This is a genomic window from Paenibacillus riograndensis SBR5 (assembly GCF_000981585.1).
Taxonomy (GTDB): domain Bacteria; phylum Bacillota; class Bacilli; order Paenibacillales; family Paenibacillaceae; genus Paenibacillus_AQ; species Paenibacillus_AQ riograndensis.
This window is the reverse complement of sequence record NZ_LN831776.1, coordinates 4,276,495-4,295,176: the sequence shown is the minus strand read 5'-3', so window position 1 is coordinate 4,295,176 and position 18,682 is coordinate 4,276,495. Positions and strand designations below refer to the sequence as shown.

19 protein-coding genes are annotated in these 18,682 nt (G+C 49.5%); 17 read left to right on the top strand and 2 right to left on the bottom strand.

The genetic code is table 11. The features are described from left to right. The first annotated feature begins 130 nt into the window (after positions 1 to 130). The 5 genes from melA to PRIO_RS18015 all read left to right on the top strand — a co-directional run bounded on the left by melA (position 131) and on the right by PRIO_RS18015 (position 3,990). On the top strand, positions 131 to 1,429 hold the full coding sequence (gene melA, locus PRIO_RS18035; RefSeq protein WP_020431020.1) for an alpha-glucosidase/alpha-galactosidase: 1,299 nt from the start codon (positions 131 to 133) through the stop codon (positions 1,427 to 1,429). Positions 1,430 to 1,583: 154 nt separating this feature from the next. Further along, entirely contained in the window at positions 1,584 to 1,964 is a 381-nt protein-coding gene (locus tag PRIO_RS18030; RefSeq protein ID WP_020431018.1) for a GntR family transcriptional regulator, read from the top strand. Further along, positions 1,961 to 2,830, top strand: coding sequence for an ABC transporter ATP-binding protein (locus PRIO_RS18025; RefSeq protein WP_020431016.1), 870 nt, complete (start codon positions 1,961 to 1,963; stop codon positions 2,828 to 2,830). Before PRIO_RS18030 ends, PRIO_RS18025 begins: the two co-directional genes overlap by 4 nt. Continuing rightward, positions 2,823 to 3,461, top strand: coding sequence for an ABC-2 transporter permease (locus PRIO_RS18020; protein ID WP_020431014.1), 639 nt, complete (start codon positions 2,823 to 2,825; stop codon positions 3,459 to 3,461). The genes PRIO_RS18025 and PRIO_RS18020 overlap by 8 nt, the downstream gene beginning before the upstream one ends. Positions 3,462 to 3,645: 184 nt before the next feature. After that, positions 3,646 to 3,990 carry a hypothetical protein gene (locus PRIO_RS18015; RefSeq protein WP_020431013.1) on the top strand — a complete coding sequence of 115 codons (345 nt, stop codon included), beginning with the start codon at positions 3,646 to 3,648 and terminating at the stop codon, positions 3,988 to 3,990. A 141-nt stretch (positions 3,991 to 4,131) separates the two neighbouring features. Here the strand turns inward: PRIO_RS18015 and PRIO_RS18010 are convergent, their stop codons facing one another. Further along, entirely contained in the window at positions 4,132 to 5,736 is a 1,605-nt protein-coding gene (locus PRIO_RS18010; protein WP_020431012.1) for a M4 family metallopeptidase, read from the bottom strand. A 387-nt stretch (positions 5,737 to 6,123) separates the two neighbouring features. On the opposite strand from PRIO_RS18010, the gene PRIO_RS18005 reads away from it, so the two are divergent. From PRIO_RS18005 to PRIO_RS17960, 10 genes are all read left to right on the top strand, one after another. After that, a complete protein-coding gene (locus tag PRIO_RS18005; RefSeq protein WP_020431009.1) occupies positions 6,124 to 6,555 on the top strand; it encodes a MarR family winged helix-turn-helix transcriptional regulator in 432 nt (143 codons plus the stop codon). A 139-nt stretch (positions 6,556 to 6,694) separates the two neighbouring features. Further along, on the top strand, positions 6,695 to 7,582 hold the full coding sequence (locus PRIO_RS18000) for a Cof-type HAD-IIB family hydrolase (RefSeq protein ID WP_020431008.1): 888 nt from the start codon (positions 6,695 to 6,697) through the stop codon (positions 7,580 to 7,582). Positions 7,583 to 7,694: 112 nt separating this feature from the next. Further along, positions 7,695 to 9,314, top strand: a complete 1,620-nt coding sequence (locus PRIO_RS17995; RefSeq protein ID WP_020431007.1) for an ABC transporter substrate-binding protein — start codon at positions 7,695 to 7,697, stop codon at positions 9,312 to 9,314. Further along, entirely contained in the window at positions 9,311 to 10,300 is a 990-nt protein-coding gene (locus PRIO_RS17990; RefSeq protein ID WP_020431005.1) for an ABC transporter permease, read from the top strand. The genes PRIO_RS17995 and PRIO_RS17990 overlap by 4 nt, the downstream gene beginning before the upstream one ends. A 53-nt stretch (positions 10,301 to 10,353) precedes the next feature. After that, positions 10,354 to 11,163, top strand: coding sequence for an ABC transporter permease (locus PRIO_RS17985; RefSeq protein WP_231869710.1), 810 nt, complete (start codon positions 10,354 to 10,356; stop codon positions 11,161 to 11,163). Beyond that, on the top strand, positions 11,160 to 11,924 hold the full coding sequence (locus PRIO_RS17980) for an ABC transporter ATP-binding protein (protein ID WP_231869709.1): 765 nt from the start codon (positions 11,160 to 11,162) through the stop codon (positions 11,922 to 11,924). The genes PRIO_RS17985 and PRIO_RS17980 overlap by 4 nt, the downstream gene beginning before the upstream one ends. After that, positions 11,917 to 12,702, top strand: coding sequence for an ABC transporter ATP-binding protein (locus tag PRIO_RS17975; protein WP_046503940.1), 786 nt, complete (start codon positions 11,917 to 11,919; stop codon positions 12,700 to 12,702). Before PRIO_RS17980 ends, PRIO_RS17975 begins: the two co-directional genes overlap by 8 nt. Continuing rightward, positions 12,686 to 13,744 carry a pyridoxal-phosphate-dependent aminotransferase family protein gene (locus PRIO_RS17970; RefSeq protein WP_020430996.1) on the top strand — a complete coding sequence of 353 codons (1,059 nt, stop codon included), beginning with the start codon at positions 12,686 to 12,688 and terminating at the stop codon, positions 13,742 to 13,744. Before PRIO_RS17975 ends, PRIO_RS17970 begins: the two co-directional genes overlap by 17 nt. Continuing rightward, the gene (locus PRIO_RS17965; RefSeq protein WP_231869708.1) at positions 13,741 to 14,901 is read left to right on the top strand and encodes an amidohydrolase family protein; all 1,161 of its coding nucleotides are present in this window, start codon (positions 13,741 to 13,743) and stop codon (positions 14,899 to 14,901) included. The genes PRIO_RS17970 and PRIO_RS17965 overlap by 4 nt, the downstream gene beginning before the upstream one ends. Before the next feature lie 401 nt (positions 14,902 to 15,302). Continuing rightward, positions 15,303 to 15,782 carry a DinB family protein gene (locus tag PRIO_RS17960; RefSeq protein WP_020429654.1) on the top strand — a complete coding sequence of 160 codons (480 nt, stop codon included), beginning with the start codon at positions 15,303 to 15,305 and terminating at the stop codon, positions 15,780 to 15,782. Positions 15,783 to 16,034: 252 nt separating this feature from the next. On the opposite strand, the gene PRIO_RS17955 is transcribed toward PRIO_RS17960, so the two are convergent. Next, a complete protein-coding gene (locus PRIO_RS17955) occupies positions 16,035 to 16,880 on the bottom strand; it encodes an SDR family oxidoreductase (protein ID WP_020428194.1) in 846 nt (281 codons plus the stop codon). Between the two features lie 94 nt (positions 16,881 to 16,974). On the opposite strand from PRIO_RS17955, the gene PRIO_RS17950 reads away from it, so the two are divergent. Continuing rightward, positions 16,975 to 17,388 (top strand): MerR family transcriptional regulator, encoded by a 414-nt coding sequence (locus PRIO_RS17950; RefSeq protein ID WP_020428193.1) that lies wholly within the window; start codon positions 16,975 to 16,977, stop codon positions 17,386 to 17,388. Positions 17,389 to 17,525: 137 nt separating this feature from the next. After that, entirely contained in the window at positions 17,526 to 18,452 is a 927-nt protein-coding gene (locus tag PRIO_RS17945; RefSeq protein WP_020428192.1) for a hypothetical protein, read from the top strand. Positions 18,453 to 18,682 lie beyond the last annotated feature (230 nt).

Sequence of the window (18,682 nt, the reverse complement as noted above, 5' to 3'; positions counted from 1 at the left end):
CAGGCTACAACAGGAAAATCAAAAATGCAACAATTATCCATGCTTCTCTTGTCTTTCTCCATATTCATTGTATACGCTAGAATCTATATTTATTAATGAATAGTGCAACTAATGAGGAGGAGAAACAGGAATGAACAAAATTACATTTATCGGTGCGGGGAGTACGGTTTTTGCTAAAAATGTGCTGGGTGACTGCATGGGGACAGCAGCATTGCAGGGCTTTGAGCCTGCTCTGTTCGACATAGATTTGGAGCGGCTTGAGGATTCCAGAAGGATGCTGAATAATATCAAGGCCAGTACGGGCAGCACATGTATTGTGAAGGCCTACACGGACCGGAAGGAAGCACTGCGCGGCGCCAAGTACGTGATCAATGCGATTCAGGTAGGCGGTTATGATCCGTGTACGATTACAGATTTTGAGATTCCTAAGAAATACGGACTTCGGCAGACGATCGCGGACACAGTCGGCATTGGCGGCATATTCCGCAACCTGCGCACGATACCGGTTATGCTTGATTTTGCCGCAGATATCCGCGAGGTATGCCCGGATGCGCTTTTCTTGAACTATACCAACCCGATGGCAGTGCTGACCAATGTAATGAACACCTATGGCGGAGTGCAGACGGTCGGGTTGTGCCACAGCGTGCAGCACTGTATTCCCGGCTTATTCGAAGCGCTAGGAATGGACCAGACAGGTGTGCAGGCGAAGATCGCCGGCATCAATCACATGGCCTGGCTGCTGGAAGTTACGAAGGATGGAGAGGATCTGTATCCGGAAATTAAGCGCCGTGCCGCTGAGAAGCAAAAAGAACACCATCATGATATGGTGCGGTACGAAATGATGCTGAAATTCGGATATTACATTACGGAATCTTCAGAGCACAATGCGGAATACCATCCTTATTTTATCAAACGGAACTATCCTGAACTGATCGAACGGTTTCAAATTCCGCTGGACGAATATCCGCGCCGGTGTGTGGAGCAGATCAGCAAGTGGAAGCAGATGCGCGAGGAGCTGGTTCATGATACAACACTGCATCATGAACGCTCGCATGAGTATGCTTCGTACATTCTGGAAGCCATCGAAACCAATGTGCCTTTCAAAATCGGCGGCAATGTACTGAACACCGGACTGATCACGAATCTCCCGCGGGAAGCCTGTGTAGAAGTGCCTTGTCTAGTCGATGCCAGCGGAGTCACGCCTACCTATGTTGGTGATCTGCCGCCGCAATGCGCTGCACTGAACCGCACGAATATTAATACGCAGCTGCTGACCATTGAAGCGGCTACAACCGGTAAGAAGGAGCATATCTATCACGCGGCGATGCTGGACCCGCATACATCCGCCGAGCTGTCGATGGATGACATTGTAGCCATGTGCGACGAATTGATCGCTGCCCATGGCCAATGGCTTCCGGATTTTAAATAGAACTGGACAATAGATTTGAAGTGATGAAAGCCTGAGAAATCAGGCTTTTTTGGTATGTGGGGTTATGGGTTTAATCTTGACAAGCAAATGAATAGTGTATATATTAAGTATATACAATAAATACAGTAAGTACAGAAGGTGCTGATGCCGCAACATGAACATTTTGATCTCGAGTACTTCCGGCGAGCCGATCTATGCGCAGATTACAGGACAGGTCCGCCAACTGATTCTTCAAGGTGAACTGGTCTCCGGGACGCCGTTGCCATCCATCCGCCAGCTTGCCAAAGAGCTGCAGATCAGCGTCATCACTACCAAACGTGCATATGAAGAGCTGGAACGGGAAGGGCTCATTAACTCTATCGTCGGCAAGGGATCGTTCGTATCCGGGGCAGATCAGGAATTCATCCGGGAACAACGGCTGCGGATTATGGAGGGGAAGCTGAAGGAGATTATCGACGAGAGCAGGCTTTTGGGAATGGAATATACCGAGCTTGCGGAAATGCTTAAACTGCTCTATGAGGAGGAAAAAGAATGAGCGACGTCATTAAGCTGCAGGGCTTAAGCAAAAGCTATGACCGTTTTGAACTGCGCGATATTTCGCTTGGTATTAAGGAGGGTTATATTACGGGGCTGATCGGCCCGAATGGGGCGGGCAAAACAAGCCTGATCAAAATGATTATGGGCATGGTCTATCCGGACCAGGGTGAAATCCAGCTGTTCGGGCAAAACCATCTGCAGCATCAGGCAGCGAACAAGGATCGGATTGGCTATGTGTCCGATGAAAATATCTATTACGAGCACCTCACAGTCAAAGACATGAAACGGGTCATCGTCCCATTTTATACACGCTGGGATGAGAATACATACCTGAAGTACCAGGAGAAATTCAAGCTTCCGCCGGGCAAGAAGATCAAGGATCTGTCTAAAGGGATGAAAATCAAGTTCTCGATTGCGGTTGCCCTGTCGCATGGAGCGGATCTGCTGATTATGGATGAGCCCACTTCAGGGCTGGACCCGATTTTCCGCAGGGAGCTGCTGGAACTGCTCAGTGAGCATATCCAGGATGAGAAGAAGTCGATTGTGTTCTCCACACATAACACTGCGGATCTGGACCGGATTGCAGATTATATTGTTTTTATTAATGAGGGACGCCTTGTCTTTAACGAAATGAGGGAGACGCTCACAGAGAAGTACCTGCTGGTTAAAGGCGGGAAGGAACTGCTTGACCGGGATGTCCGGCGCTGGTTCATCGGCCTCCGCGAGAGCGGAGTAGGTTTTGAAGGGCTGATCGGCAACAGGGTGGAAGGGGAGCGCTACTTCAAGGATACTGCCATTTGCGAGACTCCAACGCTGGAGGAGATCATGTATTTTACCGTAAAAGGAAGTGAAGCTCATGTCTAGCTCGTTCTATCTGATCCGCAAGGATTTTATCCTGACGCGCAAATATCTGTTGCTGCTGCTGCTCTTTTATATGGCTATAGGCTATTCGAATCTGGATTCTTATGTAGTCTCTGCACTGTTCCCCTCCATGCTGATGCTGATGAATGCCTGCTCCCTGGATGTGCAGCATAATAACCAGCGGTTCCTTGTCAGTCTTCCATTGCCCCGTCATCAGCTCGTGTTGGCCAAATACTTGAGTCTGCTGCCGTATGCTGCAATCAGTCTGATCTGTACGGTGCTTATTTATCTGGCCGGGGTTGCAACAGGGAGAGCTATTGAACCGATTGCCTGGAGAAATTTATTGCTTTTGACCGCATGTTTCCCGCTTCTTGCTGCATTTTATTTACCACTATACTTCTGGCTGGGGCAAAAAGGAATACAAATTGTAAATATGATCTTCATGCTGCTGGTCATGGTCGGCTTCACTGCATTGTCCAGTGTAACCCTCAAATTACCCGGACTGCTTGGCTGGATAAACACGGAAAACACAGACAACTTCGTATTGTGGGCTATCGGCGGTGTGGCCTACCTATTCTTGCTCTACTGCTCTTATCTCATTTCGTTACGGATTTTTGTTAAAAAAGATATTTAACTTGAAATTCTAGGAGGTGCTTTTGCTTTGCTTTGGACAATAGGGGTGATGAATATCTGCTATTGATCCTGCACACCGCCCGTGAAGCCTACCAATAGAGCTATAATGAAGAATGTCATATCCCTCCGGTTGCGAACGTGATACTTTGTTCAAAAGTTTTGAATGAACCAGAGGGGGCTTGAATATGATTACGCCACAGACGCTTGAAGAGTACTATATTAGGATTGGCCGGCTGAAACAGAGATATTTACAGCAGCGTTTTGCGGATGACCTGCCTGTGTTTACCTCCCACGAAGAGGCCGCTGCCTGGTTCCGCAGTCTGTTTGCAGACGATTTCATCTTCGTTGAAGAAATGGATGCTGCCAATTCTGAGAAACACTATCTCTATGATATTATTCATGACAGGGAGATCTGGGAGCACCGGCAAAAAGATTTGATAGAAAAGGGCACCGCCAACGGGAGGGGTATGCTGCTCTGCACCCAGCGGGTTGATATCTATGCGGACGGATCGGTGGACATGGCATTTTGATCATTGATCGGCACCATTCATTGGACTATAAACATAACATCGTATTCACAAGGTCTGCTTCCTGCCGGAAAAGCTTTAGCATATAAAAAAACAAAACAGGCCAGTGATCATTTCTGATCATTTGGCCTGTTCTTTTAGCGATTAATACACCCCAACCGCATTATACGCTTGAGTCACAGCCGTAACCTGAGCCGAGCCTGCTCCAAACAGCTCAGTGGCAGATTGGATGACTGCTGCGCGGGCAGCGGAGAAGTCAGAAGAGGTGGTAAGATAATAGACCAGTGCATTGTAATAGATTTGAACAGCGTCCTCGCGGCCAATTCCCGCTACTGTCACTCCGTTGAACGTACCACCCTGGGCAACCAGATAAAAGGCCTTGTTATTGATGCCGCTGTTCGTATGCACACCGCCGTTATCACTGCTTCCGGTATACCGGTCGCTGTATTTGTCAGGCTGTCCGTAGAGCGTTGGATTGGCCAGTGAACGCAGTGCGTCACCTGGTATACCCGGTGTATAGACCTTATCACCTACCAGCCAGTTTTCCCCTTCGATGGAGTTTCCGATGATGTCGGAGAAGGATTCATTCAGAGCTCCCGGTTCGCCGTAGTATTCAAGATTGGCTGTGTTCTCGGTCACGCCATGTGTAAGCTCATGTCCCACAACATCCAAGTCCCCGGATAAAAGAGTAAATGTAGTACCGTCCCCATCCCCAAAGACGATCTGCGAACCATTCCAAAATGCGTTGTTATAGGAAGTATAATAATGGACACTGGATCGAATCTGCAGCCCCTTGTTGTCTAGGCTGTTGCGCCCAAAATGCTGGAGATAATAATCGTAGGTTCTTTCCGCATACGTATGGGCATCGACACCGGCTCTATCCGACCATACATTTGTAGAACTGGTCAGCAATGTACCCGGAAGAGTGGTACGGTTCTTGGCCGTGTAGGTAACGATGCCTTTGCCCCGCGTGTTGTCATACAGCTGATAGGTTGAGCCGGAGAGCCGCGTCTCGAAAGTTTTAGTATCGCCATTGACCCCTGTGCCCGTACCGGTCAGATCTTCCAGAATATTGTATTTGAACAGCACGGTTCCGTCTTCTGCAGAGATGAAGTACCGGATCCGCAGCGGCTCGGGTTCGAGCACATTAACTTCTGTCTTGTAAGCCAGTTTCGGTTCACCACCCACGATAAAATAATACAAATCCGCTTCAGGCGCAATTTGCGCTTCGCCAAGAGGACCATACTGCTGGGTAGCATCAGTTACGGCAGCGGAGATAGCCTCGGTGTCGGATATGGTTTTGAGCTGAACAAGCGGCTGCGGAATGGTCTGATATACATCCTCAACTACAGTTCCGAGCAGTGAAGTAACGTTGCCGCTTTTGTCGATATGAAGTGTCTGATCCGCTCCATACACCGGGATTCCGTTAATATATTGGCTTAACCGATAGTGCTGGCTGCCTGTTTTGCTGTTTGTCTGCTGCTCCTTAATTTGAAATTTTCCACGGATGTTATCCTTGGAGGACAGATGCAGGTTGCCTTTGACACTTTCCAGGTATTTATATACCTGTTCCTCTGAACCATCACCCGCTGGAGTTTTCAACGACTGGCCCGTAATTGATATAGGGGTAGAACCAGTGAATAGCTCAGCGGGTTGACTGCGTTCAGTGCTCTCGGCTGCGATACCAACGGATGCAAATGAACCTAACGCTACAATGCCAGAAAGAAGGGAAGCTAAACTTTTTTTCATAATAAATACTCCTCCGATCTAAAAAGTTGGTTTTAATCAATGCCGAGTTCCTGCATTCATTTTTTATCTGGCCTCTACTCAAGCTGCGATCTGGGATGTAAAGAAGAGCGGACACAACCCCTTTCGTTTTTCGTGAAACTAATAACTACATTCTTAATCTGCCAATAAGAAATTTGTAGATATAGTAAAAAATGTAATTATAGTATTTACATTATATTTACAGAGTTTCATATCAACTGTGATTAAAATCATAAGAAATGAAAAAATATATCAAAAAAAATAATATTTATGGAATCATTAGTAAATTGAAATTGACTGTTAGATTGGTGAAGTGTAAGATTTCCATAGAATTAGATATCTAATTTTTTTCAGTAAAGGAGCAGCTGCATGAGCAAACGAATGCCGAATACGCCTTTTTCTGATCTGATCCGGGAAATCGGGCTAAAAAAGAAAAAAGACGCTGATGACAGATTAGCCGAGCTGGGCCTTAATGCACAGCAGGGACAAATGATCGGCTACATTGCAGAGCATGAGGACAAGGGCCTGATTCAAAAGGATCTGGCGGAGCATTTCAACCGCAAGGAAGCCAGCATCACCAGCATGCTTCAGGGTCTGGAGAAAAAAGGGTATATCAAACGCGTGATTCCGAAAGAAAACGAGCGGCAGAAAAAAATATACCTGTTGGACAAAGCAGAGGTTCTCGTGGAAGAGTTCAATGAGATTTTTGCAGAAGTGGAAAAAAGCATCACCGATAGCCTTACGGCAGAGGAAGCGGAAACGCTCATGAAATTATTGCACAAGGTGAATTCGAATCTGTAGCACAGTGACAACAGGCGGGAGGCTCACTGATGTTGGGCGGCTCGCTTTTTTGTTATGGAAACTGGCCCGCTTGACATGAAATGCATTTCATCATTTACAGTAAAGGAGACACTATAAATAGAGATGGGGAGAACATATTATGAACATCAAGTTAATCGCGGTTGATATGGACGGTACATTTTTAGATGATAAAAAGAACTATCATCAAAAATGGTTCGAACAGCTATACGCCGTAATGAAGGCTAAAGGCGTTCATTTTGTGGTGGCGAGCGGGAACCAGTACTATAAGCTGAAAACGATTTTTGAAGATATCCAGGATGAGCTCGCATATGTTGCGGAGAATGGCGCCTATGTCATCGACGGGACCGAAGTCTTGTTCACCGGTGAAATTACACCGGAGCAGGTGAAGCTAATCGTGGAGAAGCTGAGTCAATATGAGGAAATTTCTGCAGTCATGTGCGGTGTGAATGGAGCGTATGTGCTCGAAAGCGCCAGCAAGGAATTCTATGAGCTCATGTGCCATTATTATCCGAGGCTGGAGAAGGTAAGCGCATTTGAACAGGTCAACGACCAGATTTTCAAATTTTCTCTAATTACTCCTGACTTGGCTGCCGGCGGAGTTGATAAATATCTGCCTCTGTTAATGGAAGAACTGAAGGGAGTGGTTGACCCGGTGACCAGCGGACATCAATGTATTGATCTGATCATCCCTGGCTGCCATAAGGCCTCGGGGCTTGAACGCCTGCTGAAGCGCTATGGTGTGCGGCCGGATGAATGCGCAGCATTTGGAGACAGCAGCAATGATATTGAAATGCTAAAGCTGTGCAAATACAGTTACGCGATGGAGAACGCTTCGCCGGAAGTCAAGGCTGTCGTCAATTATCATACGGTGAGCAATAATCAGCATGGGGTGCTGCATGAAATTTCCCTGCTTTTGGGGGAACCTTCCTTGCTGGAAAAAATAGAAGAGGGAAGCGGTATGCGGGAAAACAGAATTGAAGCGAATTCATTTCCTGTACTGGAATAATTAGAACTAAGAAGAGTCCAGTGATGATTTTTTGTTTGACAGATAGTGTCGAGTAATCCATAATTCAATCCATACTAAACATATATGATTTATATGAAGGAGTGGGTCCTAGGTGTCAAATTTTAAAAAGGCATTAAGAAAATCGGTGGGGTTAGGGACATTGGCAGTACTGTTTTTGGTATTGCTTGCAGGATGCTCCGGGTCGGGCAACAAAGCTGATTCGGCGAATACTGCTAAGGAAAGTGCCAGTCCGGCACCGGTTCAGAGTGCCGCTGCGGCGGAACCGGCAACGGGAGGAACTTTTGTATATGGACGGCCTGCTGCGGTAACCTCGTTCGATCTTCATAATGAAATTACGTCGAACAATGCGTTTGCTATTGATAAAGTGTTTGAATCTCTGGTTGCTTTTGACAGCAAAGGCGAAATTGTGGACTGGCTTGCCAAGTCGCACAGCATCAGTGAAGACGGCTTGACGTATACGTTCGTACTCCGCGACGGTTTGAAATTTTCGAACGGGACGGAGGTAACGGCTGAAGATGCAGTATTTTCACTGAATCGTCATCTGAAGGTGGGCGGCCCGCTGGAGATTTCCGCCAAGGTTGATACCATCAAAGCGCAGGATAAGCAAACGCTGGTCATTACGCTTAAAGAGCCATACACACCGTTTATCTCGGAGCTGTCCAACTTCTCCAACGGCATTCTTCCGAACAATTTCGGCGGAGTGACCGAAGCAGAATTTTTCAAAAAACCTGTAGGTACCGGTCCTTTCGTTGTGGAGTCCTGGGACCCGGCAGGCGATCTGACGTTTACCAAGAATCCGAACTATTGGCAGGAAGGCAAGCCGTATATCGACAAGCTTGTGTACAAGCTGATCGAAGATGACAGCCAGGCCATCAACCAGTTAAAAGCTGGGGAAGTGAACGCGATTGAATCCCTGGCGCTGCAAAATGCCAATGAAATCAAAAATGGTACTGACACTGCAGTACTGACGAATGGCAGCTGGGTAACCGAGCAGCTGTTCTTCAATACACTGGACGAGCATTTCAAGGATGTCCATGTCCGCCGTGCTCTGGCTCTGGCATTGGATCGTGACGGGCTGACCAAGGCGCTTACCTTTGGTTACGCACAGACGGCAAATTCTTTGCTGCCGACAACGATTCCCTATAACGGCAATGATACGATCAAGCCGTTGAATTTCAATGTGGATGAAGCTAAAGCAGAGCTTGCCAAATCCGCTTTTCCTAACGGGTTCAGCACGAAATTGCTCGTAGCTTCCGGCAACAGCACCAGAGCGCAAGAGGCGCAGATCATTCAAGCGGCAGGCCAGACGATTGGCATCAAGATTGAGATTGAATCGGTTGAACTAGCAGCCTTCCGGGAACGGTTTTTCGCTTACGATTTTGCAGCAATGCTGAACAGCGGCCAGGCAGACTCTCCGGAAGCGAACTCGATCCTTGCTTTCCAGACAGACCCTAAAGGCTTCAGCAAATCGTACTGGACCCATTATACTAACGATGAAGTAACCAAGCTTCTATATGAAGGACAAAAAACAGCGGACGGCGATGGCCGTGCAGAGATCTACTCCAAGCTGCTGCAGACCCTGGCCGATGAAGTACCGTACATTCCGCTGTACTATCCTGATATCCTGATCGGTGCCCGTTCTTCCGTTCAGGACCTGACAGTTCTGCCGAACGGCAGCGTACGCCTAGAAGCGGTTAGCATCAGCAAATGATGAAATCCAAGCTGGTGCCGACGGAGCGGACAGAAGGCAATGCTTCTCGCAAGTGGCTCGTGATAGCCCTTATAAGAGCATTGGCCGTGATCCTTTGCGTAATGACGGCGGTCTTTTTCATCATCCGCATTGTTCCGGGAGACCCCGCAAAAATGATTTTAGGAGAATACAGCACACCTGAGGCGCTCGAGAGCATGCATCATGCTCTCGGGCTTGACCTCCCTTTATGGGATCAATTCCTCCGGTTTATGAACACTCTCTTTACCCAAGGGGATACCGGAAATTCCATCATTACGGGGACCTCGGCCAGAGAGCTAATTGCACAGCGCGCCCCCATTACTTTGCTGCTTATTCTGCTCGCTTGTGTGCTGGCAATCATCATAGCGCTGCTGCTTGCTACGCTTGCAGCCACGCATAAGGATAAGCTGCTCGATCATTTGATCCGTATATTTCCTGCAATCACTCTGGGAATGCCAATCTTTTGGGTTGGCCTTCTTTTGATTCTGCTCTTCAGTGTCCGGCTGGGCTGGTTTCCGGTTGGCGGTGTAGGAGAAGGATGGAGCGGAACCCTGCATAGTCTTGCGCTTCCGGCGGTAACCGTCGCTTTTTCACAAATCCCGACGCTTGTCCGGTCGTTAAGAGCGCAAATGCTTGAAGTGCTGGAGTCCGATTTTGTAGTGACCCTGAGGGCTGCAAGAATTCCGAACAGGGTTATTTTGTTTAAGCATGTGCTGCGCAACTCGGCGCTTCCCACACTGATGCTGCTTGGAGTCAATATATCTTATCTGATTGGGGGCACACTGGTTGTTGAGCAGGTGTATGGCATCAAGGGCATTGGCAGCCTGCTGTTCACCTCCATCTCCAAGCGGGATTTCCCGGTTATTCAAGGCATAGCCCTGTACTGTGCACTTTCAGTGGTGATCATCAGTTTAGTGATTGAAATCATTTCCTGGTGGCTTGATCCCAGAACGAAAGGAAAACAATGAACACTATACCATTAGATCCAGACTTGCATAAAGGCAGCAGAATGGCCTACCGCTTGAAACGAATATGGAATACACCTTCACTGCTTGTGGGAACCCTTATGTTTCTTGTGCTGATTATTCTGGCTGTATTCATTCCTTACTTAAGTCCTTATTCGCCTACCGAGCAGAATCTGAGCGCTTTTTTACAGCCTCCGTCTGCAGCACATTGGCTGGGAACCGATCAGCTGGGCCGTGATTTATTTACAAGACTGATCTATGCAGCGCGTACAGACTTGAAAATCATGGTTTTGGCGGAGATCATCCCTTTCTGCACAGGCATATTTTTGGGAATGCTGGCAGGGTATTACGGAAAATGGCTCGATGCCGCTATTTCATTGCTGACGGACACATTAATTGCCTTTCCTTTTTATCTGATTGTAATTATCGTGGCTTTTGCCAGCGGAGCAGGAGAACGGGGGATTTATATCACCTTTATGCTGGTTGGATGGATCGTGTTTGCCCGTGTCGTCAGAGGTCTAAGCGCTTCGTTCCGCAAGCAGGAATGGGTTGCTTCTGCGCAGACTTTGGGTCTGCCCGGCGTAAGAATTATCCTGCGTCATCTGCTGCCCAATGTGCTGCCTCAAGCGGTTGTTGTCCTGATGACCGATATGATCGGTCTGCTTGTCGCCATTGTTACACTCGGTTATCTCGGCATAGGCATTGCACCGCCCACTCCGGACTGGGGAACCATGATCTCAGATGGACAACCCTTCATTACAACAGCCTGGTGGCTCTCGGCAGTGCCGGGATTTGCGGTAGTATATACAGGGATCGCTTTGTCTCTCGTAGGGGACGGATTGGCCGATATTTGGAGGAAAAAATGATGTCTACACAACCGGTTTTGGAAATAGAGGCACTCTCGCTGGCGGCAAAGTCCAATGAGCCATTAGTCCATAATGTCAGCTTTTCGCTTGAAAAAGGGGAGAGTCTTGGGCTGGTCGGGGAGTCGGGTTCCGGCAAATCGCTTACGCTGCGGGCTATTCTCGGCCTGCTGCCGCGCGGTGTCACACAGACAGGTGGCGTCATTAAAAGCGAGGTAAGCAGCGCGATGGTGTTCCAGGATCCGAGAGGTGCGCTTGACCCGCTTTGCCCGGTGGTGAAGCAGCTGGCGGAAGTGGTGTATTACAGACAGCAGGTGAGCCGGAAGGCTTCCCGCCGGATCGCGCTGGAGCTGCTCGAACGGCTCGGCCTGCCGGAAGCTCTGAAGCGGTCGGACCGGTATCCCAGCCAGCTCTCAGGCGGTCAGTGCCAGCGGATTGTCATCGCCATGGCGCTGGCCTGCAAACCGGGTATTCTGCTCTGTGATGAACCGACAACGGCGCTGGATGTAACCGTTCAGCGGCAAATTATTGAGACGATCACCAGCCTGCAGCAGGAACTCGGGTTCGCCATGGTCTTTGTCACCCATAACCTGGCGATTGCCGCCAACCTGTGCTCCAGACTATATGTGATGAAAGCGGGAGAGATTGTGGAGCACGGAGATACGATTGATCTTTTGCAGCATCCGTCAGATCCTTATACGCAAATGCTCATTGATTCAGTGCTTCCTTTGCCGGAGTTGGAAGGGGGCATAAGGAATGGGTAGTGCGCTGCAAGTTCAAAATTTAACGGTCCGGTACGGCGGGTTCACTGCGTTGGATGATATTAGCCTTCAACTGGAGGAGCATACTACCCTCGGGCTTGTAGGGGAGTCTGGCTCAGGGAAATCGACGCTGGCGCGGGTTATAGCCGGATTGATCGCTCCAGACGGCGGAAAGATTCTGCTGGGATCACAGGAATTGCGGAAAAAGAGAAGCCGGGAGCAGCATAAAAAGATCCAGATGATCTTTCAGAATCCGGATGCTTCGCTGAATCCCAAGCATTCCATCCGGCAGATTCTATCCGAAGCGCTGTTGTTCCATAAACTTGTGCACCGGCCGCAGGTGGAGCAGCGATGCAAAGAGCTTTTGGCCCGTGTTCACCTGGAGGCGAAGGCGCTCGACAGGTACCCTCACGAATTCTCCGGCGGACAGCGCCAACGGATTGCGATTGCCCGTGCATTAAGTGTAGAGCCCAGCCTGCTGATTGCGGATGAACCGACGAGCGCACTCGATGTGTCCGTACAGCTTAGTGTGCTTGAACTGTTCAAGAGTCTCAAAACCGAGCTAAATCTTACCATGCTGTTCATCTCCCATGACCTGGGAGTTATCCATGCCATCAGCGATACGGTAGCCGTTATGCGGCAGGGCAAGCTTGTAGAGAAGAGCTCCAGGGACCAATTTTTTACCCGTCCGGAGCATGATTACAGCCGCGAGCTGTTGTCCGCGGTTCCCAAAATGCCGAATACCACTACAGCAGGAGGTTATTATGAACCCAGAACATAAAGGATTTGTGCCGTTGTCACTGGCAGAGTTCAACACACTTACCGGTTTGCTCTCCAAACTTTTGTACACACAGCAGCCCCCGGTTATTATCCCGGGTGAGGCGATTTTGGGGATTGAGGCCGTTGCTGCCGGGATAGCTGCACCTGGCCGTACTTTTGTAAATGTGGTGACAGGCCCATACGGCAGATTGTTTGGACAATGGCTGGAGCGGGGCGGGGCAACGGTTGTGGAGGTTAAAGTCCCTTTTGATGAAGTTGCTAAGCCGGATGTGATCGCATCAGCAATTGAACAATATCAGCCGGATGCGTTATCCTTTGTTCACGCTGAAGTAGTTACCGGCGGCTCAAATCCCGCTCAAGACATATTTAAGCTTGCACAGAAATATAAGCTCATTACCGTATCGGATTCTGTCTCAGCAGTCGGGGGAGAAGCGCTGAATGTGGATGAATGGGGAGTAGACTTTGCGGTGATCGGAGCACAAAAAGCCTTGGCTGGACCGAATGGCGTCAGTTCGGTGAGTATTTCACCGCGCGGCTGGGAATTTCTTGAGTCCAATCCTGCGGCCCCGCGCAATTCCATTCTGTCTTTGCTGGATTTGAAACCGTCCCCGGACGGGGCTGCGCCGCTGCGGGTTCCACCCAACATTCCTACTCTCGAAGCCAGAGCACTGATTGCGGCCCTGACAGAGGTGGAGGAAGAGGGATTGCAGCAGGTTATCAAGCGCCATGAACGCGCCGCAGCTTCAGCTGTTGCAGGGATCAGAGCCTTGAATCTTGAGCCGTGGCAGAAGGACAGCAGGCATTATTCTACACTGACTACGACCATCCGGATCTCCGGGAAAGAAGGCTTGCTGATCCGTCAGCCGACCGGGATTGTTGCGCCCGGGGACGGCGAGCTGTTCGGCCAGCTTCTGCGGATCAATCATTTTGGGGCAAATGCATCCCGGGACAGCGTAGAAAAAGCCATTGCGGCGCTGGCCCGATTATTGGGGCAAGAACCAGGGGAGGCTTTGCAGGCTGTCCGGGAGGTGTGGGGGGAATGAGCATAATCCATAAACGGCCCACCCTTCAGACCTTTAGCGGTATTCATATCACCGGTATTCAGGGCAAACGGTTCGATATTGTAATCCAGGACGGGCGTTTCACATCCATTATTGAAGCGGAGCCGCAGCTGGAGGAGCCTGCTCACCCGGATCAACGGTTATGGATAAGTCCGGGGATCATTGATCTTCACACGCATCTGGCCTGGACGGACTTTGACCATGACGATCAATTGAAACGCGACAGCCGCGAGGTCGAAGCGATGCAGGCTGACGCTTTTGCAGCTACTTTGCGGACGGGGGTCACGACGGCACGCGATGCAGGCGGGATTCTGCCCAGCACCATCCGGCATCTTGTTCAGCACTATCAGCAGCCCCTGCGGGTGCAGACCAGCAGCGATATGCTGGGAGCAGCCGATGCCCGCGGGGTTCAGCATTTGGGTGAACGGATGGCGCAAATTTTCGGTACCGGAGCAGGCTGGATCAAAATTATGGCTACAGGCGGCCTCGGTGCACCTACCGAGAAAGTGCTTGAACCGAATTTTTCGGAAGAAGAGTTTGCCTTCATCGTCCGTAATGCACATTCGAATCATAAAAAGGTTCTGGTGCACACCTGGGGCGGAGTAACGATAGACTGGTCTATCGTGGCCGGTGTGGAATCCATCGAGCACGGCATGTTCCTGAGTGAGGAGCAGGCCGGCAGACTTGCTGAATCTGCAGTGGCCTTTGTACCCACCACCTCGATCTACCGCATTGCAGCCGATCCGAAGGGGGTGCTGGAACTGAATCCGGTGATTTGCGACCGGGCTGCGCGTGCTGCCGAAGCCCACTCGGCAGCCATCGGCTACGCCAAAAAAGCAGGCGTCCGCATAGGATTCGGTACGGATTATGCCACACCTGCGCTGCACGGATACAACCTGCAAGAGCTGGATACGTTAATGGATTACGGTCTGACCCGGGCAGAAGCGTGGAAATCTGCTACAGAGAGTGCTGCCGGGATTCTGGGCAGCGGCAGCGAATTGGGGCGGATTGCCGAAGGCTATATCGCGGATGCTGTGATTTACAATGCTGACCCTTATCAGGCACGAAATGCGGAGCAGCTTCGGAACAGCATTGTTTCCGTCCTGACCGGAGCGCAGGAAGCGGATTTGATTAAATGATTTCAAGCTCAGGCTTGAGCTTGAAATCTGTTGTGTTCATATCCGCTGGCTCCTATGCTATATTTCGCAGCAAATTTGCTGCCTGATCGTCATCATTTTTCAAAAGTAAATTGCTTTATACGGAACGGGGTTGTCCCAGTGGTAGTTTTTTCTACGGCTGGGACAGCCTTTTTTTCAAAATATAAGAATTTATATGCTTCACGCTATAAATTATCCTTCTATTTCTCGCTGAAACGGGTACCGTCCTAATAAGGACGGCGTAGCCGTTTCTACTTGTATGCTTGTGCCAAAGTTGTTGAAACTCCGAAGGCGTTGTTAAGCGAACGAGCAGGATAATGCGATAATTTCAGGAATACTTATTGATAGTAGAAATATCAAAGTTATAGAAGGAGGCTGCTCCCATGTTGAAGTTATTCGAGTATAACTGGCAAGTACGCAAAGAATGGTTTGACTGGTGCGACTCGGTGGACGAGACAGAGCTGATAAAGAGACGCACAGGCGGTCCGGGCAGCATTTACTATACGCTGTTTCACATTGTAGAATGCGAGTACAGTTGGATAAGCGCTTTGCAGGGAAAGCCGATGCCTGAAGAGCCTCCGTTCGAGGACTATATCGGTGTGCAAAAGATAAGAGATTATTCAGCGCGTTGCCATGCGGAAATCGCTCCATTCATCTACTCTTGGGATAGCAGCATGGAAACTCGTATTTTATCCGACCAGAACGCAGCGGGCGAATGGGAGAGCTTCAAATATGGGGAGATTATGCGACATGTTCTCGCCCATGAGATTCACCATTTCGGCCAATTGTCGATTTGGTCGCGGGAACTGGGTAAGCAGCCGGTTACCGCAAACTTGATTCGAAGAGGATTGTTCGATAATTAATGTAGCTAAATAGAGTGAACTTAAGATATTTACATTAGGGACTTCGTCGGGACTCCGGAGAATGTTTGGACTTCCGGCCGCTGCCCATCTGCAGATTTCTTGATTTGTAACGCTGTTCGCGGTGGAAATCCGCAGACAAAGGCGGACGCTACCGCTCCTCCAGTTCCAAACTTCCCCTCCATCCCCTTTCCCTTTTGTTAGTTTTTCAAGTTCGCTCTATATTGAGATCCTCCGCTAACCCGGCATCCTTTTTTAGGAAAAATAATGCCCTTCTTCGAGATCGGCGATCAGTCCGGGCTGCACCGGTTTCCAGCCCAGAAGCTCCCGTGTTGCCAGACTCGCTTGCGTAGTGTTGTACAAGCCCGTGATGTCGAATGACGCAATGGTGCCAAGAAAGCCGAAATGGGCGGCAGCTTCTTCAGGTGGTATGCTGACCGCCGGCACGTTCAATTGCCGCCCGATGACAGCAGCGATCTCGCGGAGTGAAATGCCTTCATCGCCGGCGCCAAGCAGCCGTGAGCCCGCCGGAGCAGATTCCAGCGCCAGACGGTACAAAACTGCCGCATCCAGGCGGTGAACCGCCGGCCAGCGGTTTGTTCCGTCGCCGATGTAAGCGGCAAAGCCCTTTGCCCGGGCGATGTTGATCATCATTGGCACAAAGCCCTTATCGCCTTGACCGTGCACGGACGGAGCAAGCATGACGATGGATGTCCGAATCCCCCGCTCTGCCATGGCGAGCACTGTTTGATCCACGGTTTGCCCATTTGCGTGAGCCGTGATAATGAACGGCTTTCCGGAGCCTTCGAGCGCCGCTCCCATGACTTCAACGGCCCGCAAATCCAGCGCCAGCGCGCCATCAAAGTCAGAAAAATCGTTGGTGAACGCCAAATGAATCACGCCGTCCGCAGCCGCGGCCCCGCTGCGCAGGATGTCGAGATCGTCCAGCGTGCCGTACAGTGCTTCGGCTCCCGCCGTTTTTAATCCTGCAGCTTTCTCTTCAGAACGGCAAAGACCCGTCACCGTATGTCCCGCGCTGATCAGTTCCCGGACGACCGCGGAACCGACATACCCTGTTGCTCCTGTAACAAAAACATGCATAATGATATCCTCCTTCATGAATTGACTGCTTGAGCATGTTAAGTATAAACTATGAAGTGAACTCTAGGGCAAGCTGTCCAAAGGAGAAATAATTATGAAAATCCAGGAACTGGCGGACAAGATGGGATTAACGATCCATACGATCCGCTTTTATGAAAAGGAAGGCTTGCTTGATGATCGGCATGTCCGGCGGGAAAGCAACAATTACCGCAACTATTCGGAAGAGGCAGTCGGGCGGTTGAAGCTCATCAAGAAGTTCCAGTCTATCGGCTGTTCGCTGGCTGAACTGAAAGAAGTTCTGCAGGACCACGACACTAATGCGCACACTAACCTGCAGATTATTGATTGGATTCGCGGCAAGAAAAAGGAGATCGAAAACAAGAAGAAAGAATACGATCAAATGCTGGACACCCTTAACAAGATGCTGGAGTATCGGACCCTGCTTATGGACGATCCGCAAAAAGCTCAAGAGATGCTAAATACATGGCATGCCGGCTCATCCGGTTGAGCTGTTTATTTTCTGCCTGATTGAACGTTTAATAGCCCAGAAATCTAGAAATACTATAGGAAATATCTTCTTGTCTACTTTTCAAACGAAAATTGTTAAGGTAGGGGGTAGCAATGAATAAGAGGTGAAGAGTTGTTATGACGAAGAAACACTGTTTGTTCTGCGATGAGATTGTCCCCATTGTAGCGGAGGGCGATTACGATAGATATCTCGGTTGTTCTTGTTCGCCCGGCGGGTACTATAATCTGCTGAGAGACAGCTACGAATCTATCAATGCACTCCCGCACCCCAAGAAACGCGACGTACTCCATTTGATATCGGGCTATATCCGGGAGCTGACCGATTGTGAAGAAAAGGTTACGCTAACGTTCAGCGATTTGGAGACCATCGCAAATTCCCCCAAAATTCCAGTGACGATTGAGGATAAAGGGAACCGCCTGCTGCAATATTTGTACAGGCATTCCGGGAGTGCAGGAGATCCTGTTGTTATTCAGCCGCTCTCCGGCAGCTATAATCTGACGTATTCCCCCAATTTGCAGGAGCTGGTATATATCATCGATAAGCTCATTAATGAGCAGCTGCTTATACGGGAAGGCATGACCTTTAAGCTTACGGATAAAGGCTGGAGTGAGGCTGCGGCGGGCGCCGGAGGCAAAAAACTGAAGCCGTGCCTCATTCTGACCGCAGAGAAAAAGGAACTGCGCCTGGAGTGGCAGGAAATGCTTTTGCCAAAAATAGAGCAGTTCGGTTATCTGCCGCGCTTGCTTACCCAAGACAGCAGGCATAATCATGATCACGATACTTTTGGGCTAATAGCGGACAGCAGACTAATTATCGCGGATTTAACCGGACAATCCCCTGAGGTGTATTTTGCGGCGGGTTATGCGCTCGGCTTGAGCATCCCGGTAATCTGGACTGTGAACAGCAGCGCAGCAGATGAACTAAATGTACATGTCCAGGCTATCCGTCCCATTGTATGGGACACGGCTGAAGAACTGGCAGTATTACTTCGGCAGAAGCTGAGTTATGACCGTATAGAAAAGGCCGAGGGTACAGCCCAATAAATGTGTCAACATAAAAAGCAGGCGCTTCCGCAAGTCAGGGGGGTCTGCTTTTTATGTGACCATACACAGATGGCGTATCCAACGATTATACAATGGGAAGAGAGAGTTTTTTCTGCTAGAATGGTTGTATACATTTTTTAGTAAAAGATGGATCAATAATCTGCGATCTGCGTTTGATCACCCGTTAAGGAGTTATTGTAGATGACAAATTCAACCTTCCGCATACGCCG

Excerpts from the sequence above, each read along its gene's own strand:
- PRIO_RS17965 (WP_231869708.1), top strand. The coding sequence starts at position 13,741 with ATGAGCATAATCCATAAACGGCCCACCCTTCAGACCTTTAGCGGTATT.
- PRIO_RS17975 (WP_046503940.1), top strand. The coding sequence starts at position 11,917 with ATGGGTAGTGCGCTGCAAGTTCAAAATTTAACGGTCCGGTACGGCGGG.
- PRIO_RS18025 (WP_020431016.1), top strand. The coding sequence starts at position 1,961 with ATGAGCGACGTCATTAAGCTGCAGGGCTTAAGCAAAAGCTATGACCGT.
- melA (WP_020431020.1), top strand. The coding sequence starts at position 131 with ATGAACAAAATTACATTTATCGGTGCGGGGAGTACGGTTTTTGCTAAA.
- PRIO_RS18020 (WP_020431014.1), top strand. The coding sequence starts at position 2,823 with ATGTCTAGCTCGTTCTATCTGATCCGCAAGGATTTTATCCTGACGCGC.
- PRIO_RS17960 (WP_020429654.1), top strand. The coding sequence starts at position 15,303 with ATGTTGAAGTTATTCGAGTATAACTGGCAAGTACGCAAAGAATGGTTT.
- PRIO_RS18010 (WP_020431012.1), bottom strand. The coding sequence starts at position 5,736 with ATGAAAAAAAGTTTAGCTTCCCTTCTTTCTGGCATTGTAGCGTTAGGT.
- PRIO_RS18005 (WP_020431009.1), top strand. The coding sequence starts at position 6,124 with ATGAGCAAACGAATGCCGAATACGCCTTTTTCTGATCTGATCCGGGAA.
- PRIO_RS18030 (WP_020431018.1), top strand. The coding sequence starts at position 1,584 with ATGAACATTTTGATCTCGAGTACTTCCGGCGAGCCGATCTATGCGCAG.
- PRIO_RS17955 (WP_020428194.1), bottom strand. The coding sequence starts at position 16,880 with ATGCATGTTTTTGTTACAGGAGCAACAGGGTATGTCGGTTCCGCGGTC.
- PRIO_RS17980 (WP_231869709.1), top strand. The coding sequence starts at position 11,160 with ATGATGTCTACACAACCGGTTTTGGAAATAGAGGCACTCTCGCTGGCG.
- PRIO_RS18000 (WP_020431008.1), top strand. The coding sequence starts at position 6,695 with ATGAACATCAAGTTAATCGCGGTTGATATGGACGGTACATTTTTAGAT.
- PRIO_RS17990 (WP_020431005.1), top strand. The coding sequence starts at position 9,311 with ATGATGAAATCCAAGCTGGTGCCGACGGAGCGGACAGAAGGCAATGCT.
- PRIO_RS17945 (WP_020428192.1), top strand. The coding sequence starts at position 17,526 with ATGACGAAGAAACACTGTTTGTTCTGCGATGAGATTGTCCCCATTGTA.
- PRIO_RS17970 (WP_020430996.1), top strand. The coding sequence starts at position 12,686 with ATGAACCCAGAACATAAAGGATTTGTGCCGTTGTCACTGGCAGAGTTC.
- PRIO_RS18015 (WP_020431013.1), top strand. The coding sequence starts at position 3,646 with ATGATTACGCCACAGACGCTTGAAGAGTACTATATTAGGATTGGCCGG.
- PRIO_RS17950 (WP_020428193.1), top strand. The coding sequence starts at position 16,975 with ATGAAAATCCAGGAACTGGCGGACAAGATGGGATTAACGATCCATACG.